The following is a 17,674-nucleotide window of genomic DNA, read 5'->3' on the forward strand; positions in this document are numbered from 1 at the left end:
CTACAGGGAAATGCGATCCTCTGTAGGAGTGGCCTTGTGCCGCGAAAGGGCCGCAAAGCGGCCCCGGCGGTCTCAAGCCAGGCGCGCCAAAGGCTGCTCGGCAAACTTCACCCCAGCCAGCCCATGCTTGATCAGCGCACGGATATTGCCATGGTCGCTGCCCTCTGGCGTGGCCACCACATCACGGTAGTGCTCGCCAAAGGCCAGCAGCGCTTCCTGGTCGCTCAAGCCTTCCAGCAAGGCCAGGCCCAGGGTCTTGCACGAACCTTCATTCTGCCCGGCGGCGTTGTGCACATCACCGTTGTCGAAGGCTTGTGGCTGGTAGCTGTAGTTGGCGGCGATGAACGCCAGGGTGTCGGCGAAAACGTGTTCGCCGCTGGCGAGGCTGCTGCGCAGGGTGTTCAAGTCAGTCACGGGGTTTTCCTTGTTCGAACGCCGCCTGTTGTTCGGCGCTGGCTTCTTTCTGGTATTGGGCTTTCCACTCGGCGTAGGGCATGCCGTACACCGCTTCACGGGCGTCATCCATGCTCAGGTCGACCTGGCGCTCGTCGGCGGCGGCCTTGTACCACTTGGACAGGCAGTTGCGGCAGAAGCCGGAGAGGTTCATCAGGTCGATGTTCTGCACGTCGGTGCGCTTTTGCAGATGGTCGACCAGGCGCCGGAACGCGGCGGCTTCGAGTTCGAGCTGTTGTTGGGGAGTCATGGCGGTCTCTCAGGTCATGCGGTTCTTCAGATGGCGGCCACCGTTGATGACCACCTGGCTGCCGGTGCTGTACTGGCTGTGCAGCAGGAACAGCACGGCGTCGATCAGCGGGCGGGCGCCGGGTTCGAACTCCAGCAGGGCTTTTTTCAGCGTCTGCTGGCGATAGTGCTCGTCGCCACCCTCTTTGAGGATCAGCAGGCCCGGCAGGATACCGTTGACGCGCACCGTGGGCGCGTACTTTTCGGCGAACGACAGCACCATGTTCTGCAGCGCGGCCTTGGTCGCGGCATAGCCGATATGGCTCTTGCTGCCGCGCGAAGAGGTCTCGTCGCAGATATGGATGATGTCGGCCTTGTCTACCTTGCCCAGCAGCTCACCCAACGCCAGGTTGAGGTGGTAGGGCGCCTCGACGTGCAGGCGGAACATGGTGTCGAGGTTGTCCAGGCCGTCGTCGAGCCACAGCGAGGCGTTGTGGATGATCGCGCGCAAGCCGTCGAAATGCTTGTGCAGGTGGTCGATCAGCGCCTGGCGGTCGTCGGCGTTGGTGAGGTCGGCCTGGAACTGCTGGATGTTCGGGTGCGCCGCGTGTGCATTGAGGCTGCGGCTGGCGCTGACCACCGTATGGCCGGCCTGGGCCAGCTCCAGCGCCAGGGCCAGCCCGACACGCTGGCTGGCACCGGTAATGAGGATAGGGCTGTTCATGTTCGGGGCGGTCTGCCGTCTGTCCGTGCGTGATGCCCCAGCATACCCGAACTGCACCGCCTTGCGAGCCCGTGCCTCAGCGGCTGCGCAGGCCTTCGGCGCGGTCTGTGGCCGAGCGCGGCGCCGGGTTCAGCCAGCCGGCCAGCAGGCGCGTCGACAGCGGGATGAACAGGTACACCATGAGCGGCGTCAGGGCCAGGGTGCTGAGCAACACCCGCGGTAGCAGATCGAGTGGCGCAAGCCAGTGGCCGAACAGCAGGTTGAACAGCAACGAGACGGGGAAGAACGCCAGCCAGATAGCCGTGGCCTGCTTCCAGCGTGGCGGTTTTTGCACCATGTTGGTGCCGAACCAGTCGTCGATGCCGCTGACGCGCCTCTCTTTGGGGCGTTCGAACAGGCCGTCACCGCGCTGCAACCAGGTGCGACGCGAGGCTGAATATTCCCAGGCGTGCAGGGTTTGCTCATTGGTGAAGCGGAAGATGATCTGGAATTCATCGCCTTCGGCAGGCGGGGCGAGGATGCCTGAGCCCAGGTAGCCGGGGAAGTCGGTGGCCAGCTGTTCGCCTTCGTGCAGCCAGGCCAGCAGGTCCTGGTAGCGGCCATGGGCGGCGCGGCGCGACACCATCAGGGTGACGGGGTGGGTAGACATCGTGTATCTCCTGGCGACGGGGCTGGCGGGTAGCCGGCCCCTTGGCATGCGGCCCGGGGTGGTGGGCGGCGCAGGCATGCTTGCAAGAATCGGGCGCGGATTATGCCCGATCATCGATGACCGTAGGAGCGGCCTTGCGTCGCGAAGGGGGCGCAAAGCGCCCCCAGCAGTCTCAGAACCTGTGAAAACCTGTCAGAAGTTCGCTTGCGCGTGCAACTCGGGGTGGGCCTGGCGGTGGGCCTGAAGAATGTACTCGCGCAGGCGCTCGATCTCTTCGACCGGCGTGTGCGACAGGTCGTAGGCGGCCAACCTGGGGCCGATGCGCCGGCGCAACACGCCGTGCAGGCCGATCGGCGGGATGTCCTCGGCGGCGAAGTGCAGCTCGAAATGCGCCGGTGCCTTGCTCTGTCCGTGGACTTCCACCAGCACGCCCTTGAACGAAATATCCCGTACCCACAGGTCGCTGGCCTGGTGGTGGGCGTCGAGCAATGCTGTCGGTTGCTCCAGCGACAGGCGCCACGGGCGCAGCATGGGGCCGTCTTCGTAGATGTCCGGTGAGCCCAGTTGCAGGTGCAGGGCGTGGAACTCGTCTTCGACCAGTTGCAGGGGGAAGCTCAGCTGCTGGTTGTTGAAGCTGGCCTGCAGCGTGACCTGTTCATTGGCCACCAGGCGGGTGAGCAGGTCCTTCAGACGACGGTCGCCATTGACCAGCAGGCTCGACATGGGGTCGGCCAGGTTCAACTGCGGCGAGTGCTGCATGTTCTGGATGAAATCCAGCTCGTCCTGGGAGAGAAGGGCGTCTGCTTGCATGGTCGAACTCGAGGAAGCGATCGGTAATGGCGATTACGTCAAGGGGGTGGACAGTGGTGTATGGGTTTGGTTCAGGTCACTGGTCGGATTGTTTGCGCGGCTGTGACTTTAGGGGGAGGCGGCCTTTTGCCACTGTCGGGTGCTAGTATCCTACGCTTTCACTCAGTTTCGGAATCCTCACCTGATGAAAGTCGCCATTATTTCTGGTTCGGTCTATGGCACCGCCGATGAAGTCGCCCGTCATGCGGTGTCGCTGCTCAACGCTGCCGGCCATGAAGCCTGGCATGCAGGCCGTGCCACCCTGCAGGATATCGAGGGCTTTGCCCCGCAGGCCTTGCTGGCGGTGACCTCGACCACCGGCATGGGCGAACTGCCCGACAACCTGATGCCGCTGTACAGCGTCATTCGCGATGTACTGCCCGCGGCCTGGCGTGGCTTGCCGGGTGCCGTGATCGGCCTGGGCGACTCCAGCTACGGCGATACTTACTGCGGTGGTGGCGAGCAGCTGCGCGAGCTGTTTGGCGAGCTGGGCGTGCGTGAGGTGCTGCCGATGCTGCGCCTGGATGCCAGCGAGACCGTGACCCCGGAGGCCGACGCCGAGCCATGGCTGGCGGAGTTTGCCGCAGCCATTCAGGGCTGACACCCCGTCGCGGGGCAAGTCGCATCGGCGCACCGCCGCTCCCACACCCTGTGGGAGCGGGTTCACCCGCGAACACGGGCATAGCCCGTGCCAGGTACCGAGTTGTCATCTTCGCGGGTAAACCCGCTCCCACAGGCAGAGTGCAGGTCTTGAGCTCGGCGCGCTCAGGTGTGCTCGCGCAACAACGCCAACCACGCCTGCGCCGCCCGTGACAGGTATGCCCCGCGTCGCCAGATGAAGGCGATGTCCCATCTCAGGTCGCCTGGTGCGCGCAACGGCAAGCGCACCACCCCGGGCCGCTCCAGGGCCCGCGCGACCACCCTCGGCAGCAACACCACCCCTTGGCCCGCCGCCACCAACGAGGCAAGAAAGTCCGCCTGGCCGCTGCGCCCGCCTTCCTTCGGGGTAAAACCAACCTGCTGGCAGGCGCTGAGCAGGCGGTCATTGAGCATGAAACTGCGTTGGTACAGCAGGAACGGCGTATCGGCCAATTGCGCCAGGTCGACTTCTGCCTGGCCCGCCAGGGCATGCTCGGCGGGCAGCAGGGCATCCAGCGGCTCATTGCAGAAGGGTTGGTAGTCGAACGCCGGGTCGCTCGGCGTCAGGCTGCCGCCCAGCTCCAGCTCGCCACTCTTCACCGCCTGCTCGACCATACGGCTGCCGCCTTCGAGCAGTTGCACCGAAATCTGCGGGTAGCGCCGCCGGTACTCGGCGAACAACCCGGCAAACAGTGCATCACTGCCCAGCAAAGGCAGGCCCAGGCGCAGCTCGCCACGGGCCATCTGGCCAAGATCGTCCAGTTCGTTGAGCAGTTCCTGGCGCTGGCGCAGCAACACTTCGCCACGCTCCAGCACGATGCGCCCGGCGGCGGTCAGCAGCAGCTGCGAACCCTGGCGCTCGAGCAGTGGCTGGCCGATGGCCTGCTCCAGCTGGGCGACCTGCTTGCTCACTGCCGACTGGCTGATGTGCAGGGTGCCCGCGGCCTGGGTGAAGCCACCCCGGTGAACGACTTCGATGAAGCTGCGCAGCTGTTTGAATTCCATGCTCTGAATTCCATTATGGAATGGCGAGCAGTCTAACAATTCGCTTTTGGCCTTTGCGACCGACTTTTACACTGGGCACGTTGTCGAGGACCGTGCCCATGAACCCTGCATTACTGAAAAGAACCTGCCGCCTGCTCGCTGAACTGGCGGTGCTGCTGGCCCTGTTTTTGATCGGCGGCCAGCTTGCGACCTGGCTGGGCTGGCCGATCCCCGGCGGGGTGATGGGCCTGGCGCTGCTGCTCATGCTGTTCGCCACAGGCCTGCTCAAGCCCGCCACCCTGCAATTGGGTGCCGGATGGCTGATGGCCGAGATGTTGCTGTTCTTCATCCCCGCGCTGATGAGCCTGCTGGACTACGGCAGCCTGTTGCGCAGCGAAGGCTGGCGCATCTTGCTGGTGATCGCGGTAAGTACCCTGCTGGTGATGGTGGTCACCGCCGCGACGGTCGAGTTGGTGTGCCGCTTGAGGCTGCGCCATGAACCTTGAACCCAAGTCATTGTTCTGGCTGGCGCTCACTTTGGCCGCCTATGTGGGCAGCCGCTGGCTGTACCGGCGCAGTGGGCGCTACCTGCTGTCGCCACTGATCCTGGTGCCGGCACTGTTGCTGGCGGTGGCCGTGCCGCTGCACACCGCCTACGCCGAATATGCGCGCAACACCCATTGGCTGATGGGCGTGCTGGGCCCGGTGACGGTGGCCTTCGCCGTGCCGATCTGGCAGCAGCGGGCACTGTTGGCGCGGCACTGGCCGGCGTTGCTGGTGGGCATGCTGGCCGGCAGCGTCGCCTCGATCGGCAGCTCCTGGGGGCTGGCGCACCTGCTGGCGCTGGACGAGTCGGTCAGCCTGTCGTTGCTGCCGCGCTCCATCACCACCCCGTTTGCCATGCCGGTGGCCCAGGACCTGGGAGGTGTACCGGAACTGACCGCGGTGTTCGTGATGTTCACCGGCGTGCTGGGGGCGGTGTTTGGCGGCGTTCTGCTGCGCTGGCTGCCACTGCGCACGCCGCTGGCGCGGGGCGCGCTGTTCGGTGTCGGCGCCCATGGCGCGGGCGTGAGCCGGGCCCAGGAAGTGGGCCGCGAAGAGGGTTCGGTGGCCGGCCTGGTCATGGTCCTCACCGGGCTGCTCAACCTGTTTGCCGCGCCGCTGCTGGTGATGCTGTTCTGACCGTTCGTGCCACTGACTCGCACGGTCATCAGGCTGGCTGCCAAGGCGACTTAACACCTTCGTATTGGCTTCTAGACTGAGCCTCGACATAGAGAGCACATGTATGTGCCGAGGTAACTTGCAATGAACGCAGCCTTGCCCTATTCCGACACTCAAACACCAATACCGGGACGACCCTGATGCCTCTGGCCGAGATTCCATTGTGCGTCTGGCGCACCCGGAGCCAGGGTTTCACCTTCCGGGGCCAGAGCATCCGCTACTGGACGGCAGGGCAAGGAGAGCCTCTGCTATTGCTACACGGTTTCCCCACCGCCAGCTGGGATTGGCACTACCTGTGGGTACCGCTCACCCAACGCTTTCGCGTAGTGGCCTGCGACATGCTCGGCTTCGGCGATTCGGCCAAGCCCGCAGACCACGACTACAGCCTGCTGGAGCAGGCCGACCTGCAGCAGGCGCTGCTGGAGCACCTGAAGATCGACCAGCCGGTGCACTTGCTGGCCCATGACTATGGCGGCAGTGTCGCCCAGGAACTGCTGGCCCGGCACCACGAGCAACGCCTGCAGGTCGCCAGCTGCGTGTTCCTCAACAGCGGCCTGTTCCCCGAGAGCTGCCGCGTGCTGCTGATCCAGAAACTGCTGCTCAGCCGCCTTGGCTGGCTGGTGGGGCGCTCGTTCGGGCGCGACGACCTGGTGCGTAATGTCACCCAGGTCTACGGGCCCTGCACCCACCCCAGCGAAAGTGCGCTGGACGACTGCTGGAGCCTGATCGCCGCCAACGGTGGCCAGCGCATCCTGCACAAGCTGATCAACTTCATGCCCGAGCGCCGGGCGCAACGCGAGCGCTGGGTCGGTGCCCTGCAGCGCGAAGGCGTGCGGCTGCGCTTCATCAATGGTGCGGTCGACCCGCTGTCCGGCGCGCACATGGTCGAACGCTACCGGCAAGTGGTGCCCGAGCCGGACACCGTGTTGTTGCAGGGCATCGGCCACTACCCGCACACCGAAGCGCCGGTGCAGGTACTGCGCCACTACCTGGCCTTTCGTGAACAACCGCTGAGCTACGTGCCACAGAAAGTCGCCTGGTCGTGACCGGGCGATCATCGCCATGGGTTATCCCCCGGCATTCGCCGGGGCGCGCTTGATTGTCGGGCGGCGAGGGCTGGCCGACACTGCGCGCATCCTTCATCTACCTGGAGCCTTGAGCATGAGCGAACCGGTAAGTCTGCAAGATCGCGTGGTGATCGTCACAGGGGCCGGTGGCGGCCTGGGCCGGGCCCATGCACTGTTGTTCGCCAGGCACGGGGCGAAGGTGGTGGTCAACGACCTGGGTGGCAGCAGCCACGGCGAGGGCGCCAACGTGTCGGCGGCTGACCGGGTGGTCGAAGAAATCCTCGCCGCTGGCGGCACGGCGGTGGCCAACCACGACTCGGTGACCGATGGTGCGCGTATCGTCGAACAGGCCCTGGACAGCTTTGGCCGGGTCGATGTGCTGGTGAACAACGCCGGCATCCTGCGCGACAAGACCTTTCACAAGATGGAAGACAGCGATTGGGAGCTGGTTTACCGGGTGCATGTCGAGGGTGCCTACAAAGTCACCCACGCCGCCTGGCCGCATCTGCGCGGGCAAAACTGGGGGCGGGTGATCTTCACCTCGTCCACCTCGGGCATCTACGGCAATTTCGGCCAGGCCAACTACGGCATGGCCAAGCTTGGCCTGTACGGCCTGACCCGTACCCTGGCCATCGAGGGGCGCAAGCACGGCATCCTGGTCAATGCCATCGCCCCTACCGGCGGTACCCGCATGACCGAGGGGCTGATCCCGCCTCAGGTGTTCGAGCAGCTCAAGCCCGAATTGATCAGCCCGTTGGTGGTGTTTCTCGGCAGCGAGCAATGCCAGGACAGCGGCCAGCTGTTCGAGGTGGGCGGTGGCTGGGTGGGCAAGGTGCGCTGGGAGCGCAGCCAGGGCGTGGGCTTCGATCCGCGAGAGGGTTTCACGCCGGAGCAGGTGGCGGCCAACTGGGGGCGGATCGGTGATTTCGAAGGCGCGAGCCACCCGCAGGACAGTTTCCAGGCGCTGCAGCAGATGATGGCGAACTTGCAGCGGTTTCCGTTGGCGTGATCCACCCGTATTTCTTGCGGTGGCCGATCTTGCCGGCGAATAGGCCAGTGCAGATCTCCAAAGGCATGATAATGCCGGTAATCTTGTGCATCGCTCGCCAGCAGATCCCGGGTGATTCTTGCAGAATAAAAAAGGCCGCTGCAACCGCAGCGGCCAATCGAGACGTAGATCAAGGAGCTTCAAAATCAACGTCGGTGAACCATGGTGGCCCGAAAGGCGGGGGGGAGAGCGCTTCGTGCCGACCAGTGAGGTAAGAATAAGCACTTGTTGCAGTGGGAAAAATACCGGCTTCTGACATTCTCTATTACATCGTCCGTGATAATCCCTCCGGTTTCGGGCTGTAGATCCAGAGCAGTCTTCAGCCTGCGTAGGCTAGTTGAACTTTGGCCTGTCAGACTTTCCATCCTCTTTCCCTCTTTCACATTGTTCATTGTCCAGGCTCCTACGCAAATATTGGAGAGTGAACATGAACTTCGAGCCGTTTTCCCTGGCCGATACCGCAGGCTTTCCCGAGCAGATGCTCGGTGCTGCCAACCTGAGTTGCACTGGTACGCAGGCAAAGCAATTCCAGGACGATGTGCTCGGCGCACTGGCCTTGAGCACGCTGGCGCTCCAGGCACAGCTGAGCAGCGCGCCAAGGCCTCCCGAGGAAGTCGAGCAGTGGTGGTCGGAGCAGTCGGAGGTGTTATCCCGGCAGCTTCAGCATCACGTGGAGCTTGAGCTCCAGGCCTGGGCGATACAACGCCGTTCTGAAAGGCTGGCCATCGAGGCACTGTTGCCCAATGACCAGGCCAACCCGGTCATCGCTTCCGTCTCGCTGCGTACACAGGACGACATGAGCATTCGGATTCCGGGATGCGTGGCGATGCTTGCGCCTGGGGCTGACAGCGAGGCGCCCAAAGTGGTCTACGGCTTGGGTCTGGGTAAGTGGTTCGCTATAGATCAGAACTTGGCCGAGCAGATGCTTTGGGGTTTGAAGCAGGATCAGCAATGGTTAGCTAACTTGCTGCCGGAAGAGCATGAGGCTTTGTCGAGCGCGGACTCCGTCGAGCTTGAGTTCGAACCACTGGGCGAACCATTTGAAGACTATCTGATCCGTGACATGCAGGGGCTACAGGCATGGCTGGTCGAGCAGGCCTTGCAGGAGGAGGCGGGTGATATCGAGTCAGCGGTGTCAATGTACCCGCTGGTCGAGCGGACACAGAAGGCGGTGGCTGACCTGTTCGAATCCTTCCGGCGCAGACGGATGCCGGAGTGGATGCGCTACCTGTCGGACCAAGAGCGGGAGCGAATCGCCGAGCTCGACAAGGCGCTGACCCAGGCGCAGGAAGCCCTTGTGCAGCACACCAAGCACACCGACTTCCACGGGTATGCCCTGGAGACGATGAACGAATGGCTCATGGCTGCCGGTGTCACGGGTACTTCCGCGCAAGACATCGAACTGCATGTCAGCCATGACTTCGTCGCAGAGGCGCAGACGCAGACGACCAGCTTGCTGGAGTGGGTATGTGGCGGCGCCTACCTTGGGGGGCGTCTGCAGGTGGAGTGCGCCAGTGAAGAGCTGCGGGATGTGTTGACACCGGAGCATCTGGTGCAAATGGCGCAAGCGCTGGACCTTCAAGCGAGCTACGCCGAAATGGTCGAGAACGCTTACCAGGGAGATATTGCTGACGCACTGTTGCACGAGACGCTGGACGCCAAGCTGCGGCTCGCAATCCAGGCAGCTGACTATCAAGGGCTCGACCGGCGTGGGGTGGCACTGCTCGAGGCCGCCTTGGAAAACGACTGGACAGGATTGTCGATGGAGATCTCGGGGCTGAGCATCCTGCACGACGATCATCAGTTTGCCCTCACCGATCACCTGTGCCTGAGCAACGACAATGGATACCTCCTCTACGCGCCTGGCTCGCCGAAAGGTGATTTTCGCTTCTTCACGTCGCTGGAGGCATTGAGCTTCGGCGTGGGTGAGTTGACTGCCAGCGCGCAGGGGCATGCCTACCTGTTGAAGCATGGGCTGCACGACGAGCGTCTGGAGCTGGGCAAGTTCCTTCAGCTTATCCAGCGTCTGCCGTCAGCCTGGTCTGAGCAGACCGTGGCGTTGCAAGACGCGCAAGCCGAAGGCTGGGAGGAAGTGGTTGGTACCTGGGCGGTAATGAAAAAGGAGAAAATCCAGGATGATCTCAAAGCGATCAGGCCTGAAGTGTATCCCCATGGCGACGCAATCAAGTTGCAGCGTGTGACGGACCTGGGCCATGAGATGCGGGTACTGGCGTTGGAATATCAGGCTGCTGTAAAGGTCCCCACTGCCGAAGTGTATTTCCGCAAGGCTGCGGATGACCTGCTCAATGTGGGAGGCGTAGGGCCATGGATCGACCCCGATACTGTCGTGGTCGAGCAACGCAACGGTAAACGGCAGGCGCTGGTGAGCCTGCTGATCGAATCCGGTGAGAGCTTCTTCACGCCCAGGGTTGCCGGGCTTCACTCAACCGTTGGGCAGAACCTTTCGCATCTGAACCGAATGGCGATCGAGCGACGCATGCGTCAGCGCACGATCCAGATCAATTACCAGGCCGAACTGGAGCGGCTCTACCTTGGGCCGGATGATCGGATCGACACGCCTGTTCTGGAACTGCATCGGTACCTGTTGGGGCTGACCATGCAACATGATTGCCTGGTCGAGATCATGCGTGGATCACTCAAGGATCCGGCGCATGTCCAATGGCTATCCGAGGTGTGCGCGCAGTTCGAAGAGGGCAGTTTCATCGAAGACTGCAAGCTGGCCGAGCTGAGGATCAACGGTTGCCCTATTCAAGGGGCTTACTTGCTCCAATCGTCTGCGGCGCGAGGCACGTTGGTCTATCTGAGCGATGGTCCACGAGGACGGTCTTTGCTGACTGCATGGGACTTTGCCCAGCAATGGCAAGGGGACGACATCCAGGATTGGCTATTCCAGCATATCCCGGTGGCACAGGAGGAAAAGATTCATGCGCTGATCAGGGATGTCGGTAACGACAACGAGGACGATCCGACGGGGCTCAAGGGGTATGAGCGCATATTATTTTCGCTGAGGAGCTACCGCGATATTGATCACCTGGGGGCTTCGCTACGCGGTCAACTGCGGCAGTTGCTCAACGAGGCCGAAAGCAATGCCCTAGGTGTGCTGGCGCGTATCGGCCGGCAGATCTACTCGCAGCTGTGGACGATCCTCAAGATCGTGACACTGCCATTTCCGCCGGCGCGGCTGGCCATTGCTTTCGTCGATGCAGTTTATGCCTTCTACAAGGCGGCGGTGGCGCTTCGCGATGGTGAGCACTTCGAAGCGATCAAGCTCTATGTGTCCGGTGCGCTCGCCTTCCCTGGTATTGTCGATGCGTTGAAACCGTTGGCCCAGGTGGTACTCATCGAACCGGTCATGAAAGTCTGGTCGCGCTTGTTCCCGGGCCCCTCGTCGCCTAGGTTCCTCAAGCTCAAGGAGTTAATCCTGACCCACAAGCTGGAAAGACGAATTGCCACGACAATTGGCGGTGCAGTCGTTTCGGGGCTCAACAAGAAATTCGATCGGGAGCTGCTGCACTATACCGCCTACATCTCCCTGGGACGGGGGCCTGATTGCCTGCCGGGCTAAGGCTGGTAACCCATGCGTCTGCTGACAGCTTCCACCGCCGCCAGCAGGCGCTGCGCCGCAGGTCCCTGTTCATCAGCGTGGAAGATCGAGGTCGGACCGACCACGGTCATCACTGCGGCGATCTGGCCCATGGCGTTGAATACCGGGGCGGACAGGGCGTCCACCCCGGGCATCAGCAGGCCGTGCACGTGGTGCAGGCCGCTCTGGCGAATCTGTTCCAGCAGCGCCGTGTAGTCGTCGGCATTCTGCTGCCGCGCAGCCAGTTCCTGGTCGCGCAACTCGATGGTTTCCCGCTCGGGCAAATGGGCGGCGAACACCAGCCCGGTGGACGAACTCAGTAGCGGCAGCACCGAGCCGATCTGTGTCACCACAGTCACTGCGCGCACCGCCGGCTCGATGCTGACCACCGTCGCGCCCTGGTTACCCCATACGGCGATGAAACAGCTTTCGTTGAGCTCGTCGCGCAGTTGCGACAGCGGCAGGGCCGCGACTTTCAGCACATCGATGCTGCCCAGCGCCGCCATCCCCACCCGCAAGGCCTCGCGGCCCAGCCCGTAATGGTTGGTGGCCGCGTCCTGTTCGGCGAAGCCGCTTGAAATCAGGGCCTGCAGGTAACGGTGGACCTTGCTCGCCGGCATCTGCACATGTTCGGCAAGGCGCGAAAGCGAGGTGGAAGGGGAGAGTTCGGCCAGGGCCTTGAGGATGTCGGTGCCGACTTCCGCCGAGCGGACCTTCTGTTTGCCGTTGTCGGTGCTGCTGGCTTTGGCCATGGGGGACACATCTATCCAGATTTTACGGGGTGGCGCCTTTATAGCTTGACGCCTGCACGGGAGCAAATTACGTTATTCGTAATCTGATTACGAAAATAACAATGCAGACGCGCTGCCGCCCCAGGTGCCGGTTTCAGGATCGGGCTTCGCAGCCAGCTGCCCATGACGGCTCTGAGCAGCCCGGAGGCACCGAGATGACCCGCGACACCTCACCTGAACTTGAGTACCTGAGCGGTTTCGGCAACGAATTCGCCAGCGAAGCCTTGCCCGGCGCGCTGCCGGTCGGGCAGAACTCGCCGCAGAAGGCGCCCTACGGGCTGTACGCCGAGCTGTTGTCGGGCACCGCGTTCACCATGGCCCGCAGCGAACTGCGCCGCACCTGGCTGTACCGCATTCGCCCGTCGGCATTGCACCCACGCTTCGAGCGCCTGGAGCGCCAGCCGCTGGCCGGCGCCCTGGGCGCCATCACCCCCAATCGCCTGCGCTGGAACCCCCAGCCGATCCCGCCCGAACCCACCGACTTCATTGACGGCTGGTTGCCGATGGTGGCCAACTCGGCTGCGGAAAAGCCGGCCGGCGTGAGCATCTACATCTACCGCGCCAACCGTTCCATGGAGCGGGTGTTCTTCAACGCCGACGGTGAACTGCTGCTGGTGCCCGAACAGGGCCGCCTGCGCATCGCCACCGAGCTGGGCGTGCTGGACGTGGCGCCGCTGGAGATTGCGGTCATCCCGCGTGGCATGAAATTCCGGGTCGAACTGCTTGATGCCCAGGCCCGCGGCTACATCGCCGAAAACCACGGCGCGCCGCTGCGCATCCCGGACCTCGGCCCGATCGGCAGCAACGGCCTGGCCAACCCGCGTGACTTCCTCACCCCGGTGGCCCACTACGAAGAAACCAGCGGGCCGGTGCAACTGGTGCAGAAATTCCTCGGCGAACACTGGGCCTGTGAGCTCTCCCACTCGCCGCTGGACGTGGTCGCCTGGCACGGCACCAACGTGCCCTACAAGTACGACCTGCGCCGCTTCAACACCATCGGCACGGTCAGCTTCGACCACCCCGACCCGTCGATCTTCACCGTGCTGACCTCGCCCACCAGCGTGCATGGCATGGCCAACATGGACTTCGTGATTTTCCCGCCGCGCTGGATGGTGGCCGAGAACACCTTCCGTCCGCCATGGTTCCACCGCAACCTGATGAACGAATTCATGGGCCTGATCCAGGGGGCCTACGACGCCAAGGCCGAAGGCTTCCTGCCAGGCGGCGCTTCGCTGCATGGCGTGATGAGCGCCCACGGGCCGGACGCCGAGACCTGCGACAAAGCCATCGCCGCAGACCTTGCGCCGCACAAGATCGACGACACCATGGCCTTCATGTTCGAGACCAGCCAAGTGCTGCGCCCGAGCCGTCAGGCCCTCGACAGCCCGCAATTGCAGGCCGACTACGATAGTTGCTGGGCCACCTTGCCGAGCACCTTCAACCCGAACCGGAGATAACCGATGAACCACACCGCCATTGCCCGTAGCTGGGTCGAGCACGCCAACGGGCACAGCGATTTCCCGCTGCAGAACCTGCCGCTGGGCATCTTCAGCCGCCCGGGGCAGGCGCCACGTTGCGGCGTGGCCATCGGCGACGCCATCCTCGACCTTGAGGCCGTGCTGGCTGCCGGGTTGTTCGACGGTGAGGCCAAGGCCGCAGTCGAGGCCACCATGGGCGGCGCACTGAATGCCTTCTTTGCCCTCGGCCGCCCGGCGCGGGTCGCCTTGCGCGAGCGCCTGCTGGTGCTGTTGGGGGAGGGGAGTGAACACCAGGCCGCGCTTAGCGCTGCCTTGTACCCAGCCAGCACCTGCCAGTTGCACCTGCCGGCGAAGATCGGCGACTACACCGATTTCTACGTGGGCATCGAGCATGCGAAGAACGTCGGCAAGCTGTTCCGCCCGGACAACCCGCTGCTGCCCAACTACAAGCACGTGCCGATCGGCTACCACGGCCGCGCCTCGACCATTCGCCCCTCCGGTGCCGATGTACGCCGGCCCAAGGGCCAGACCCTGCCGGCCGGGCAGACCGAGCCAAGTTTCGGCCCCTGCGCGCGCCTGGACTACGAGCTGGAGCTGGGCATCTGGATCGGCCAGGGCAATGACCTGGGCCAGCCGATCCCGATTGGCGATGCCGCCGAGCACGTGGCCGGCTTCTGCCTGCTCAACGATTGGTCGGCCCGCGATATCCAGGCTTGGGAGTACCAGCCGCTGGGGCCGTTCCTGTCCAAGAGCTTCATCAGCACCGTGTCGCCCTGGGTGGTGACCGCCGAAGCGCTCGAGCCGTTCCGCTGCGCCCAGCCGGCGCGCCCGGAGGGTGACCCGCAGCCGCTGTCGTACCTGCTGGACAGCCGTGACCAGGCCGGCGGCGCCTTTGATATCGAGCTCGAGGTGCTGCTGCTGACCGAGCGCATGCGCGAGCAGAACCTGCCGGCCCATCGCCTGACCCTGAGCAGCACCCGCAGCATGTACTGGACCGTGGCACAGATGGTTGCCCACCACAGCGTCAACGGTTGCCAGCTGCAGCCGGGCGACCTGTTCGGTTCGGGCACCCTGTCGGGCGCCACGCCGGGCTCGTTCGGCAGCCTGCTGGAGATTACCGAGGGCGGCAAGCACCCGGTGGAGCTGGCCAGTGGCGAGGTGCGCAAGTTCCTCGAGGACGGTGACGAGGTCATCCTGCGGGCCCGTTGCGTGCGCGATGGCGTAGCCAGCATCGGCTTCGGCGAGTGCCGCGGCACCATCGTCGCGGCCAACTGAGGGGGCAGGGCGATGGAGCTGTTTACCTACTATCGGTCCACTTCGTCGTACCGGGTGCGCATCGCCCTGGCGCTCAAGGGCCTGGACTACCAGGCCCAGCCGGTCAACCTGCTCAAGGGCGAGCAGCGCGGCGATGACTATCTGGCGCTCAACCCGCAAGGGCGGGTGCCCGCCCTGCGCACCGACGGCGGCGAGCTGTTGGTGCAGTCGCCGGCGATCATCGAGTACCTGGAGGAGGCCTATCCACTGCCGGCGCTGCTGCCGGCCGCTGCCGAGGCGCGTGCCAAGGTGCGCGGTGTGGCGGCGATCATCGGTTGCGACGTGCACCCGTTGCACAACGTCAGTGTGCTCAACCAGTTGCGCCAGCTGGGGCACGATGAGACGCAGGTCAATCAGTGGATCGCCCACTGGATCGGCCAGGGGCTGGCGGCGGTGGAGCAATTGATTGGCGATGAGGGCTTCTGCTTCGGTGCCACGCCGGGGCTGGCCGATGTCTACCTGATCCCGCAGCTGTACGCGGCCGAGCGCTTCAACATCGACTTGGGCGGCTACCCGCGCATTCGTAGGGTAGCGGCACTGGCCGAGGCGCATCCGGCGTTTGCCAAGGCCCACCCGGCACGCCAGGTGGACACGCCGGCTCAGTGAATCGAGCGCTTGGTCGACGGTAGTTGGCCGAGCCGTTCGCTCAGTTTCAGGCGCTGGATCGGGTCGTCGGTCAGCAGCAGCGCGTGCTCCAGGTCGAAGCGTTCGGCCTGGGGGCACTCAAGGTGCTGGTAGAGCGTGGCCCGGGCCAGGTAGTCGCTGACCTGCACCGGGCCCAGTTGCATCACCCGTTCGGCATCGATGAGTGCGGCAAGGTCGTTGTCGTTGCTGCTGTGCAGCTGGCGCAGGTTGCGCGACAGGCGCTGGAGCATCTGCATCGGTGAAGCGCTGCGCAGGTGTTCGGCACTCAACGGCATCTGTGCACCGAACTGGCGGGCGAGCAGTTCGCGGCAGTCGTTGGGGTAGAGGCGGCGCCCGCCACAGGGGTCGAGCAGGTGATCGGCCCCGGGTACGCGCAACAGGAAGTGGCCGGGAAAGTTGACCCCTTCGAGCGGGATTGACAGGTGCCGGGCCAGTTCCAGGGCGAGTATGGCCAGCAGCAGCGGCTGCCCACGGCGGCGCTGCAGCACCTTGTCCATCAGCGCTACGTGCGGGCGCAGCGGGTGGTACTCATCCTGCTGGAAGCCCAGGGCGTTGAGCTGGCGCAGCAGCGGCTGGGCCAGTTCGTTCAGGGGCAGCATCGGCAGATGGCTACTGACCTCGCACTGCAGCTCGTGCACGCGCGCCAGGCCGATCGAGGGGTCGACGCTGTGATCGTGTTCGGCGGCTATCCACAGGGCGGCTTCCAGCAGGGCGGCCGGTTCGCGTTGCAGGCAGGCCAGGCAGGCTTGGCGTGGGTTCATGGGGACTCTCCATCACGCTTGTACTATTAGCCCTGGCACCGGCTTTCGTCCAGTGGTCCGCCCGCGCGGCGGCCCTTATGCGCCTGCCTATACTGGTAGGAGCACCTCTCGGGGGAGCCCGTCGATGTTCGCCCTCATGCAAAGTACCCGCACCCAGTCACTGCACCTGTTCATCGACCCGCCCACGGGGCTCAAGGCCGTGGTGGCTATTCACAGCGAACACCTGGGGCCGGCCATGGGCGGTTGCCGCTACCTGCCCTATGCCGATGACGAAAGCGCCATGACCGATGCCATCCGCCTGGCCCAGGGCATGAGCTTCAAGGCCGCCCTGGCGGGGTTGCCAATGGGCGGTGGCAAGGCGGTGATCGTGCGTAACCCGCATGTGGAGAACCGTGCGGCATTGTTCGAAGCTTTCGGCCGTTTCGTCGACACCCTTCAAGGCCACTTCATCACTGCCGTGGACAGCGGCACCTCGACCCTCGACATGGACTGCATCGCCCAGTCCACACTCCATGTCACCAGTACCACCGCATCAGGCGATCCCTCGCCCCATGCTGCGATGGGGGTGTTTGCCGGTATCCGCGCAACGTCCATGGCCCGTCTGGGTAGCGACAATCTGGAAGGGTTGCGGGTGGCGGTGCAGGGCCTGGGCAATGTGGGCTACGCGTTGGCCGAGCAACTGCATGCGGCGGGTGCCGAGTTGCTGGTCAGTGACCTGGATGCGGGCAAGGTGCGCCTGGCGGTGGAGCAGCTCAATGCACACCCGGTGACCAATGATGCCTTGATCAGCACCCCCTGCGATATCTTCGCGCCCTGCGGGGTAGGGCCGGTGCTGAACGGGCAGAGCGTGATGCAACTGCGCTGCGCAGCGGTGGCGGGCTCGGCCAACAACCAGCTGACCACCTTGCAGGTGGCCGACCAGTTGGAGAACCGCGGGATACTGTATGCGCCAGATTACGTGATCAATGCCGGCGGGTTGATCTACGTGGCGTTGAAGCATCGTGGTGAAGACCTGGGCACCATCACCGCGCACCTGGCGCGGATACCCACACGGTTGACCGAAGTGTTTGCCCATGCCCAGGCCGAAAAACGCTCACCGGCCCGGGTGGCGCAGATGCTGGCGGAAAGGTTGCTCTACGGCTGAGAAGGCTTGCGCGACCTTTGTAGGAGCGGCCTTGTGTCGCGAAAGGGCCGCATAGCGGCCCCAGTGTTACCACAT

The 17,674-nt window shown here is 64.1% G+C and carries 18 protein-coding genes; 10 read left to right on the forward strand and 8 right to left on the reverse strand.

Annotation, left to right across the window (positions count from 1 at the left end; all coding sequences use genetic code 11):
• Positions 1 to 72 precede the first annotated feature (72 nt).
• From ABE459_RS23320 to ABE459_RS23340, 5 genes are all read right to left on the reverse strand, one after another.
• Positions 73 to 414: a HopJ type III effector protein gene (locus ABE459_RS23320; protein WP_323830690.1), complete on the reverse strand. Its 342-nt coding sequence runs from the start codon at positions 412 to 414 to the stop codon at positions 73 to 75.
• Complete coding sequence (locus tag ABE459_RS23325; RefSeq protein WP_110991715.1) at positions 407 to 703, reverse strand: DUF1244 domain-containing protein; 297 nt, start codon at positions 701 to 703, stop codon at positions 407 to 409. Before ABE459_RS23325 ends, ABE459_RS23320 begins: the two co-directional genes overlap by 8 nt.
• 9 nt (positions 704 to 712) lie before the next feature.
• Entirely contained in the window at positions 713 to 1,405 is a 693-nt protein-coding gene (folM, locus tag ABE459_RS23330) for a dihydromonapterin reductase (protein ID WP_346648148.1), read from the reverse strand.
• A 76-nt stretch (positions 1,406 to 1,481) separates the two neighbouring features.
• Positions 1,482 to 2,054 (reverse strand): antibiotic biosynthesis monooxygenase, encoded by a 573-nt coding sequence (locus ABE459_RS23335; protein ID WP_323830691.1) that lies wholly within the window; start codon positions 2,052 to 2,054, stop codon positions 1,482 to 1,484.
• Between the two features lie 192 nt (positions 2,055 to 2,246).
• Positions 2,247 to 2,864, reverse strand: coding sequence for a hypothetical protein (locus tag ABE459_RS23340; RefSeq protein ID WP_323830692.1), 618 nt, complete (start codon positions 2,862 to 2,864; stop codon positions 2,247 to 2,249).
• 184 nt (positions 2,865 to 3,048) lie between these two features.
• Here ABE459_RS23340 and ABE459_RS23345 point away from each other — a divergent pair, with 184 nt between their 5' ends.
• A complete protein-coding gene (locus ABE459_RS23345) occupies positions 3,049 to 3,504 on the forward strand; it encodes a flavodoxin (protein WP_258705727.1) in 456 nt (151 codons plus the stop codon).
• A gap of 164 nt (positions 3,505 to 3,668) precedes the next feature.
• Here ABE459_RS23345 and ABE459_RS23350 read toward each other — a convergent pair whose 3' ends face one another.
• Complete coding sequence (locus ABE459_RS23350) at positions 3,669 to 4,547, reverse strand: LysR family transcriptional regulator (RefSeq protein ID WP_323830693.1); 879 nt, start codon at positions 4,545 to 4,547, stop codon at positions 3,669 to 3,671.
• A 98-nt stretch (positions 4,548 to 4,645) separates the two neighbouring features.
• Between ABE459_RS23350 and ABE459_RS23355 the strand changes: the two genes are divergently transcribed.
• The 5 genes from ABE459_RS23355 to ABE459_RS23375 all read left to right on the forward strand — a co-directional run bounded on the left by ABE459_RS23355 (position 4,646) and on the right by ABE459_RS23375 (position 11,448).
• Positions 4,646 to 5,032, forward strand: a complete 387-nt coding sequence (locus ABE459_RS23355) for a CidA/LrgA family protein (RefSeq protein ID WP_323830694.1) — start codon at positions 4,646 to 4,648, stop codon at positions 5,030 to 5,032.
• The gene (locus tag ABE459_RS23360; protein ID WP_110991708.1) at positions 5,022 to 5,708 is read left to right on the forward strand and encodes an LrgB family protein; all 687 of its coding nucleotides are present in this window, start codon (positions 5,022 to 5,024) and stop codon (positions 5,706 to 5,708) included. Before ABE459_RS23355 ends, ABE459_RS23360 begins: the two co-directional genes overlap by 11 nt.
• Before the next feature lie 179 nt (positions 5,709 to 5,887).
• Positions 5,888 to 6,793 (forward strand): alpha/beta hydrolase, encoded by a 906-nt coding sequence (locus tag ABE459_RS23365; RefSeq protein WP_323830695.1) that lies wholly within the window; start codon positions 5,888 to 5,890, stop codon positions 6,791 to 6,793.
• 115 nt (positions 6,794 to 6,908) lie between these two features.
• Complete coding sequence (locus ABE459_RS23370; RefSeq protein WP_323830696.1) at positions 6,909 to 7,823, forward strand: SDR family oxidoreductase; 915 nt, start codon at positions 6,909 to 6,911, stop codon at positions 7,821 to 7,823.
• 466 nt (positions 7,824 to 8,289) lie between these two features.
• Complete coding sequence (locus ABE459_RS23375; RefSeq protein ID WP_323830697.1) at positions 8,290 to 11,448, forward strand: DUF6543 domain-containing protein; 3,159 nt, start codon at positions 8,290 to 8,292, stop codon at positions 11,446 to 11,448.
• Here the strand turns inward: ABE459_RS23375 and ABE459_RS23380 are convergent.
• A complete protein-coding gene (locus ABE459_RS23380; protein WP_323830698.1) occupies positions 11,445 to 12,218 on the reverse strand; it encodes an IclR family transcriptional regulator in 774 nt (257 codons plus the stop codon). The two genes, ABE459_RS23375 and ABE459_RS23380, sit on opposite strands and share 4 nt — an antisense overlap.
• A gap of 194 nt (positions 12,219 to 12,412) precedes the next feature.
• Between ABE459_RS23380 and hmgA the strand changes: the two genes are divergently transcribed.
• Genes hmgA through maiA form a run of 3 tightly spaced genes read left to right on the forward strand, consistent with a single transcriptional unit; the run spans position 12,413 to position 15,655 of the window.
• On the forward strand, positions 12,413 to 13,714 hold the full coding sequence (gene hmgA, locus ABE459_RS23385) for a homogentisate 1,2-dioxygenase (RefSeq protein ID WP_323830699.1): 1,302 nt from the start codon (positions 12,413 to 12,415) through the stop codon (positions 13,712 to 13,714).
• 3 nt (positions 13,715 to 13,717) lie between these two features.
• Entirely contained in the window at positions 13,718 to 15,010 is a 1,293-nt protein-coding gene (gene fahA / locus ABE459_RS23390) for a fumarylacetoacetase (protein WP_258644867.1), read from the forward strand.
• Positions 15,011 to 15,022: 12 nt separating this feature from the next.
• Complete coding sequence (maiA, locus tag ABE459_RS23395) at positions 15,023 to 15,655, forward strand: maleylacetoacetate isomerase (RefSeq protein ID WP_258705734.1); 633 nt, start codon at positions 15,023 to 15,025, stop codon at positions 15,653 to 15,655.
• On the opposite strand, the gene ABE459_RS23400 is transcribed toward maiA, so the two are convergent.
• Positions 15,649 to 16,455, reverse strand: coding sequence for a tetratricopeptide repeat protein (locus ABE459_RS23400; protein WP_125462636.1), 807 nt, complete (start codon positions 16,453 to 16,455; stop codon positions 15,649 to 15,651). The genes maiA and ABE459_RS23400 overlap by 7 nt on opposite strands.
• A 124-nt stretch (positions 16,456 to 16,579) precedes the next feature.
• Between ABE459_RS23400 and ABE459_RS23405 the strand changes: the two genes are divergently transcribed.
• Positions 16,580 to 17,599, forward strand: a complete 1,020-nt coding sequence (locus ABE459_RS23405) for a Glu/Leu/Phe/Val dehydrogenase dimerization domain-containing protein (RefSeq protein ID WP_323830700.1) — start codon at positions 16,580 to 16,582, stop codon at positions 17,597 to 17,599.
• Positions 17,600 to 17,674: the final 75 nt, after the last annotated feature.

This window comes from Pseudomonas sp. TWI923 (assembly GCF_039673365.1).
Taxonomy (GTDB): Bacteria; Pseudomonadota; Gammaproteobacteria; order Pseudomonadales; family Pseudomonadaceae; genus Aquipseudomonas; species Aquipseudomonas sichuanensis.

Coding starts and splice junctions, on each gene's coding strand:
- ABE459_RS23355 (WP_323830694.1), top strand. CDS start 4,646: ATGAACCCTGCATTACTGAAAAGAACCTGCCGCCTGCTCGCTGAACTG.
- ABE459_RS23325 (WP_110991715.1), bottom strand. CDS start 703: ATGACTCCCCAACAACAGCTCGAACTCGAAGCCGCCGCGTTCCGGCGC.
- ABE459_RS23340 (WP_323830692.1), bottom strand. CDS start 2,864: ATGCAAGCAGACGCCCTTCTCTCCCAGGACGAGCTGGATTTCATCCAG.
- ABE459_RS23375 (WP_323830697.1), top strand. CDS start 8,290: ATGAACTTCGAGCCGTTTTCCCTGGCCGATACCGCAGGCTTTCCCGAG.
- ABE459_RS23360 (WP_110991708.1), top strand. CDS start 5,022: ATGAACCTTGAACCCAAGTCATTGTTCTGGCTGGCGCTCACTTTGGCC.
- ABE459_RS23350 (WP_323830693.1), bottom strand. CDS start 4,547: ATGGAATTCAAACAGCTGCGCAGCTTCATCGAAGTCGTTCACCGGGGT.
- maiA (WP_258705734.1), top strand. CDS start 15,023: ATGGAGCTGTTTACCTACTATCGGTCCACTTCGTCGTACCGGGTGCGC.
- ABE459_RS23370 (WP_323830696.1), top strand. CDS start 6,909: ATGAGCGAACCGGTAAGTCTGCAAGATCGCGTGGTGATCGTCACAGGG.
- ABE459_RS23365 (WP_323830695.1), top strand. CDS start 5,888: ATGCCTCTGGCCGAGATTCCATTGTGCGTCTGGCGCACCCGGAGCCAG.
- ABE459_RS23400 (WP_125462636.1), bottom strand. CDS start 16,455: ATGAACCCACGCCAAGCCTGCCTGGCCTGCCTGCAACGCGAACCGGCC.
- ABE459_RS23345 (WP_258705727.1), top strand. CDS start 3,049: ATGAAAGTCGCCATTATTTCTGGTTCGGTCTATGGCACCGCCGATGAA.
- folM (WP_346648148.1), bottom strand. CDS start 1,405: ATGAACAGCCCTATCCTCATTACCGGTGCCAGCCAGCGTGTCGGGCTG.
- hmgA (WP_323830699.1), top strand. CDS start 12,413: ATGACCCGCGACACCTCACCTGAACTTGAGTACCTGAGCGGTTTCGGC.
- ABE459_RS23335 (WP_323830691.1), bottom strand. CDS start 2,054: ATGTCTACCCACCCCGTCACCCTGATGGTGTCGCGCCGCGCCGCCCAT.
- ABE459_RS23405 (WP_323830700.1), top strand. CDS start 16,580: ATGTTCGCCCTCATGCAAAGTACCCGCACCCAGTCACTGCACCTGTTC.
- ABE459_RS23380 (WP_323830698.1), bottom strand. CDS start 12,218: ATGGCCAAAGCCAGCAGCACCGACAACGGCAAACAGAAGGTCCGCTCG.
- fahA (WP_258644867.1), top strand. CDS start 13,718: ATGAACCACACCGCCATTGCCCGTAGCTGGGTCGAGCACGCCAACGGG.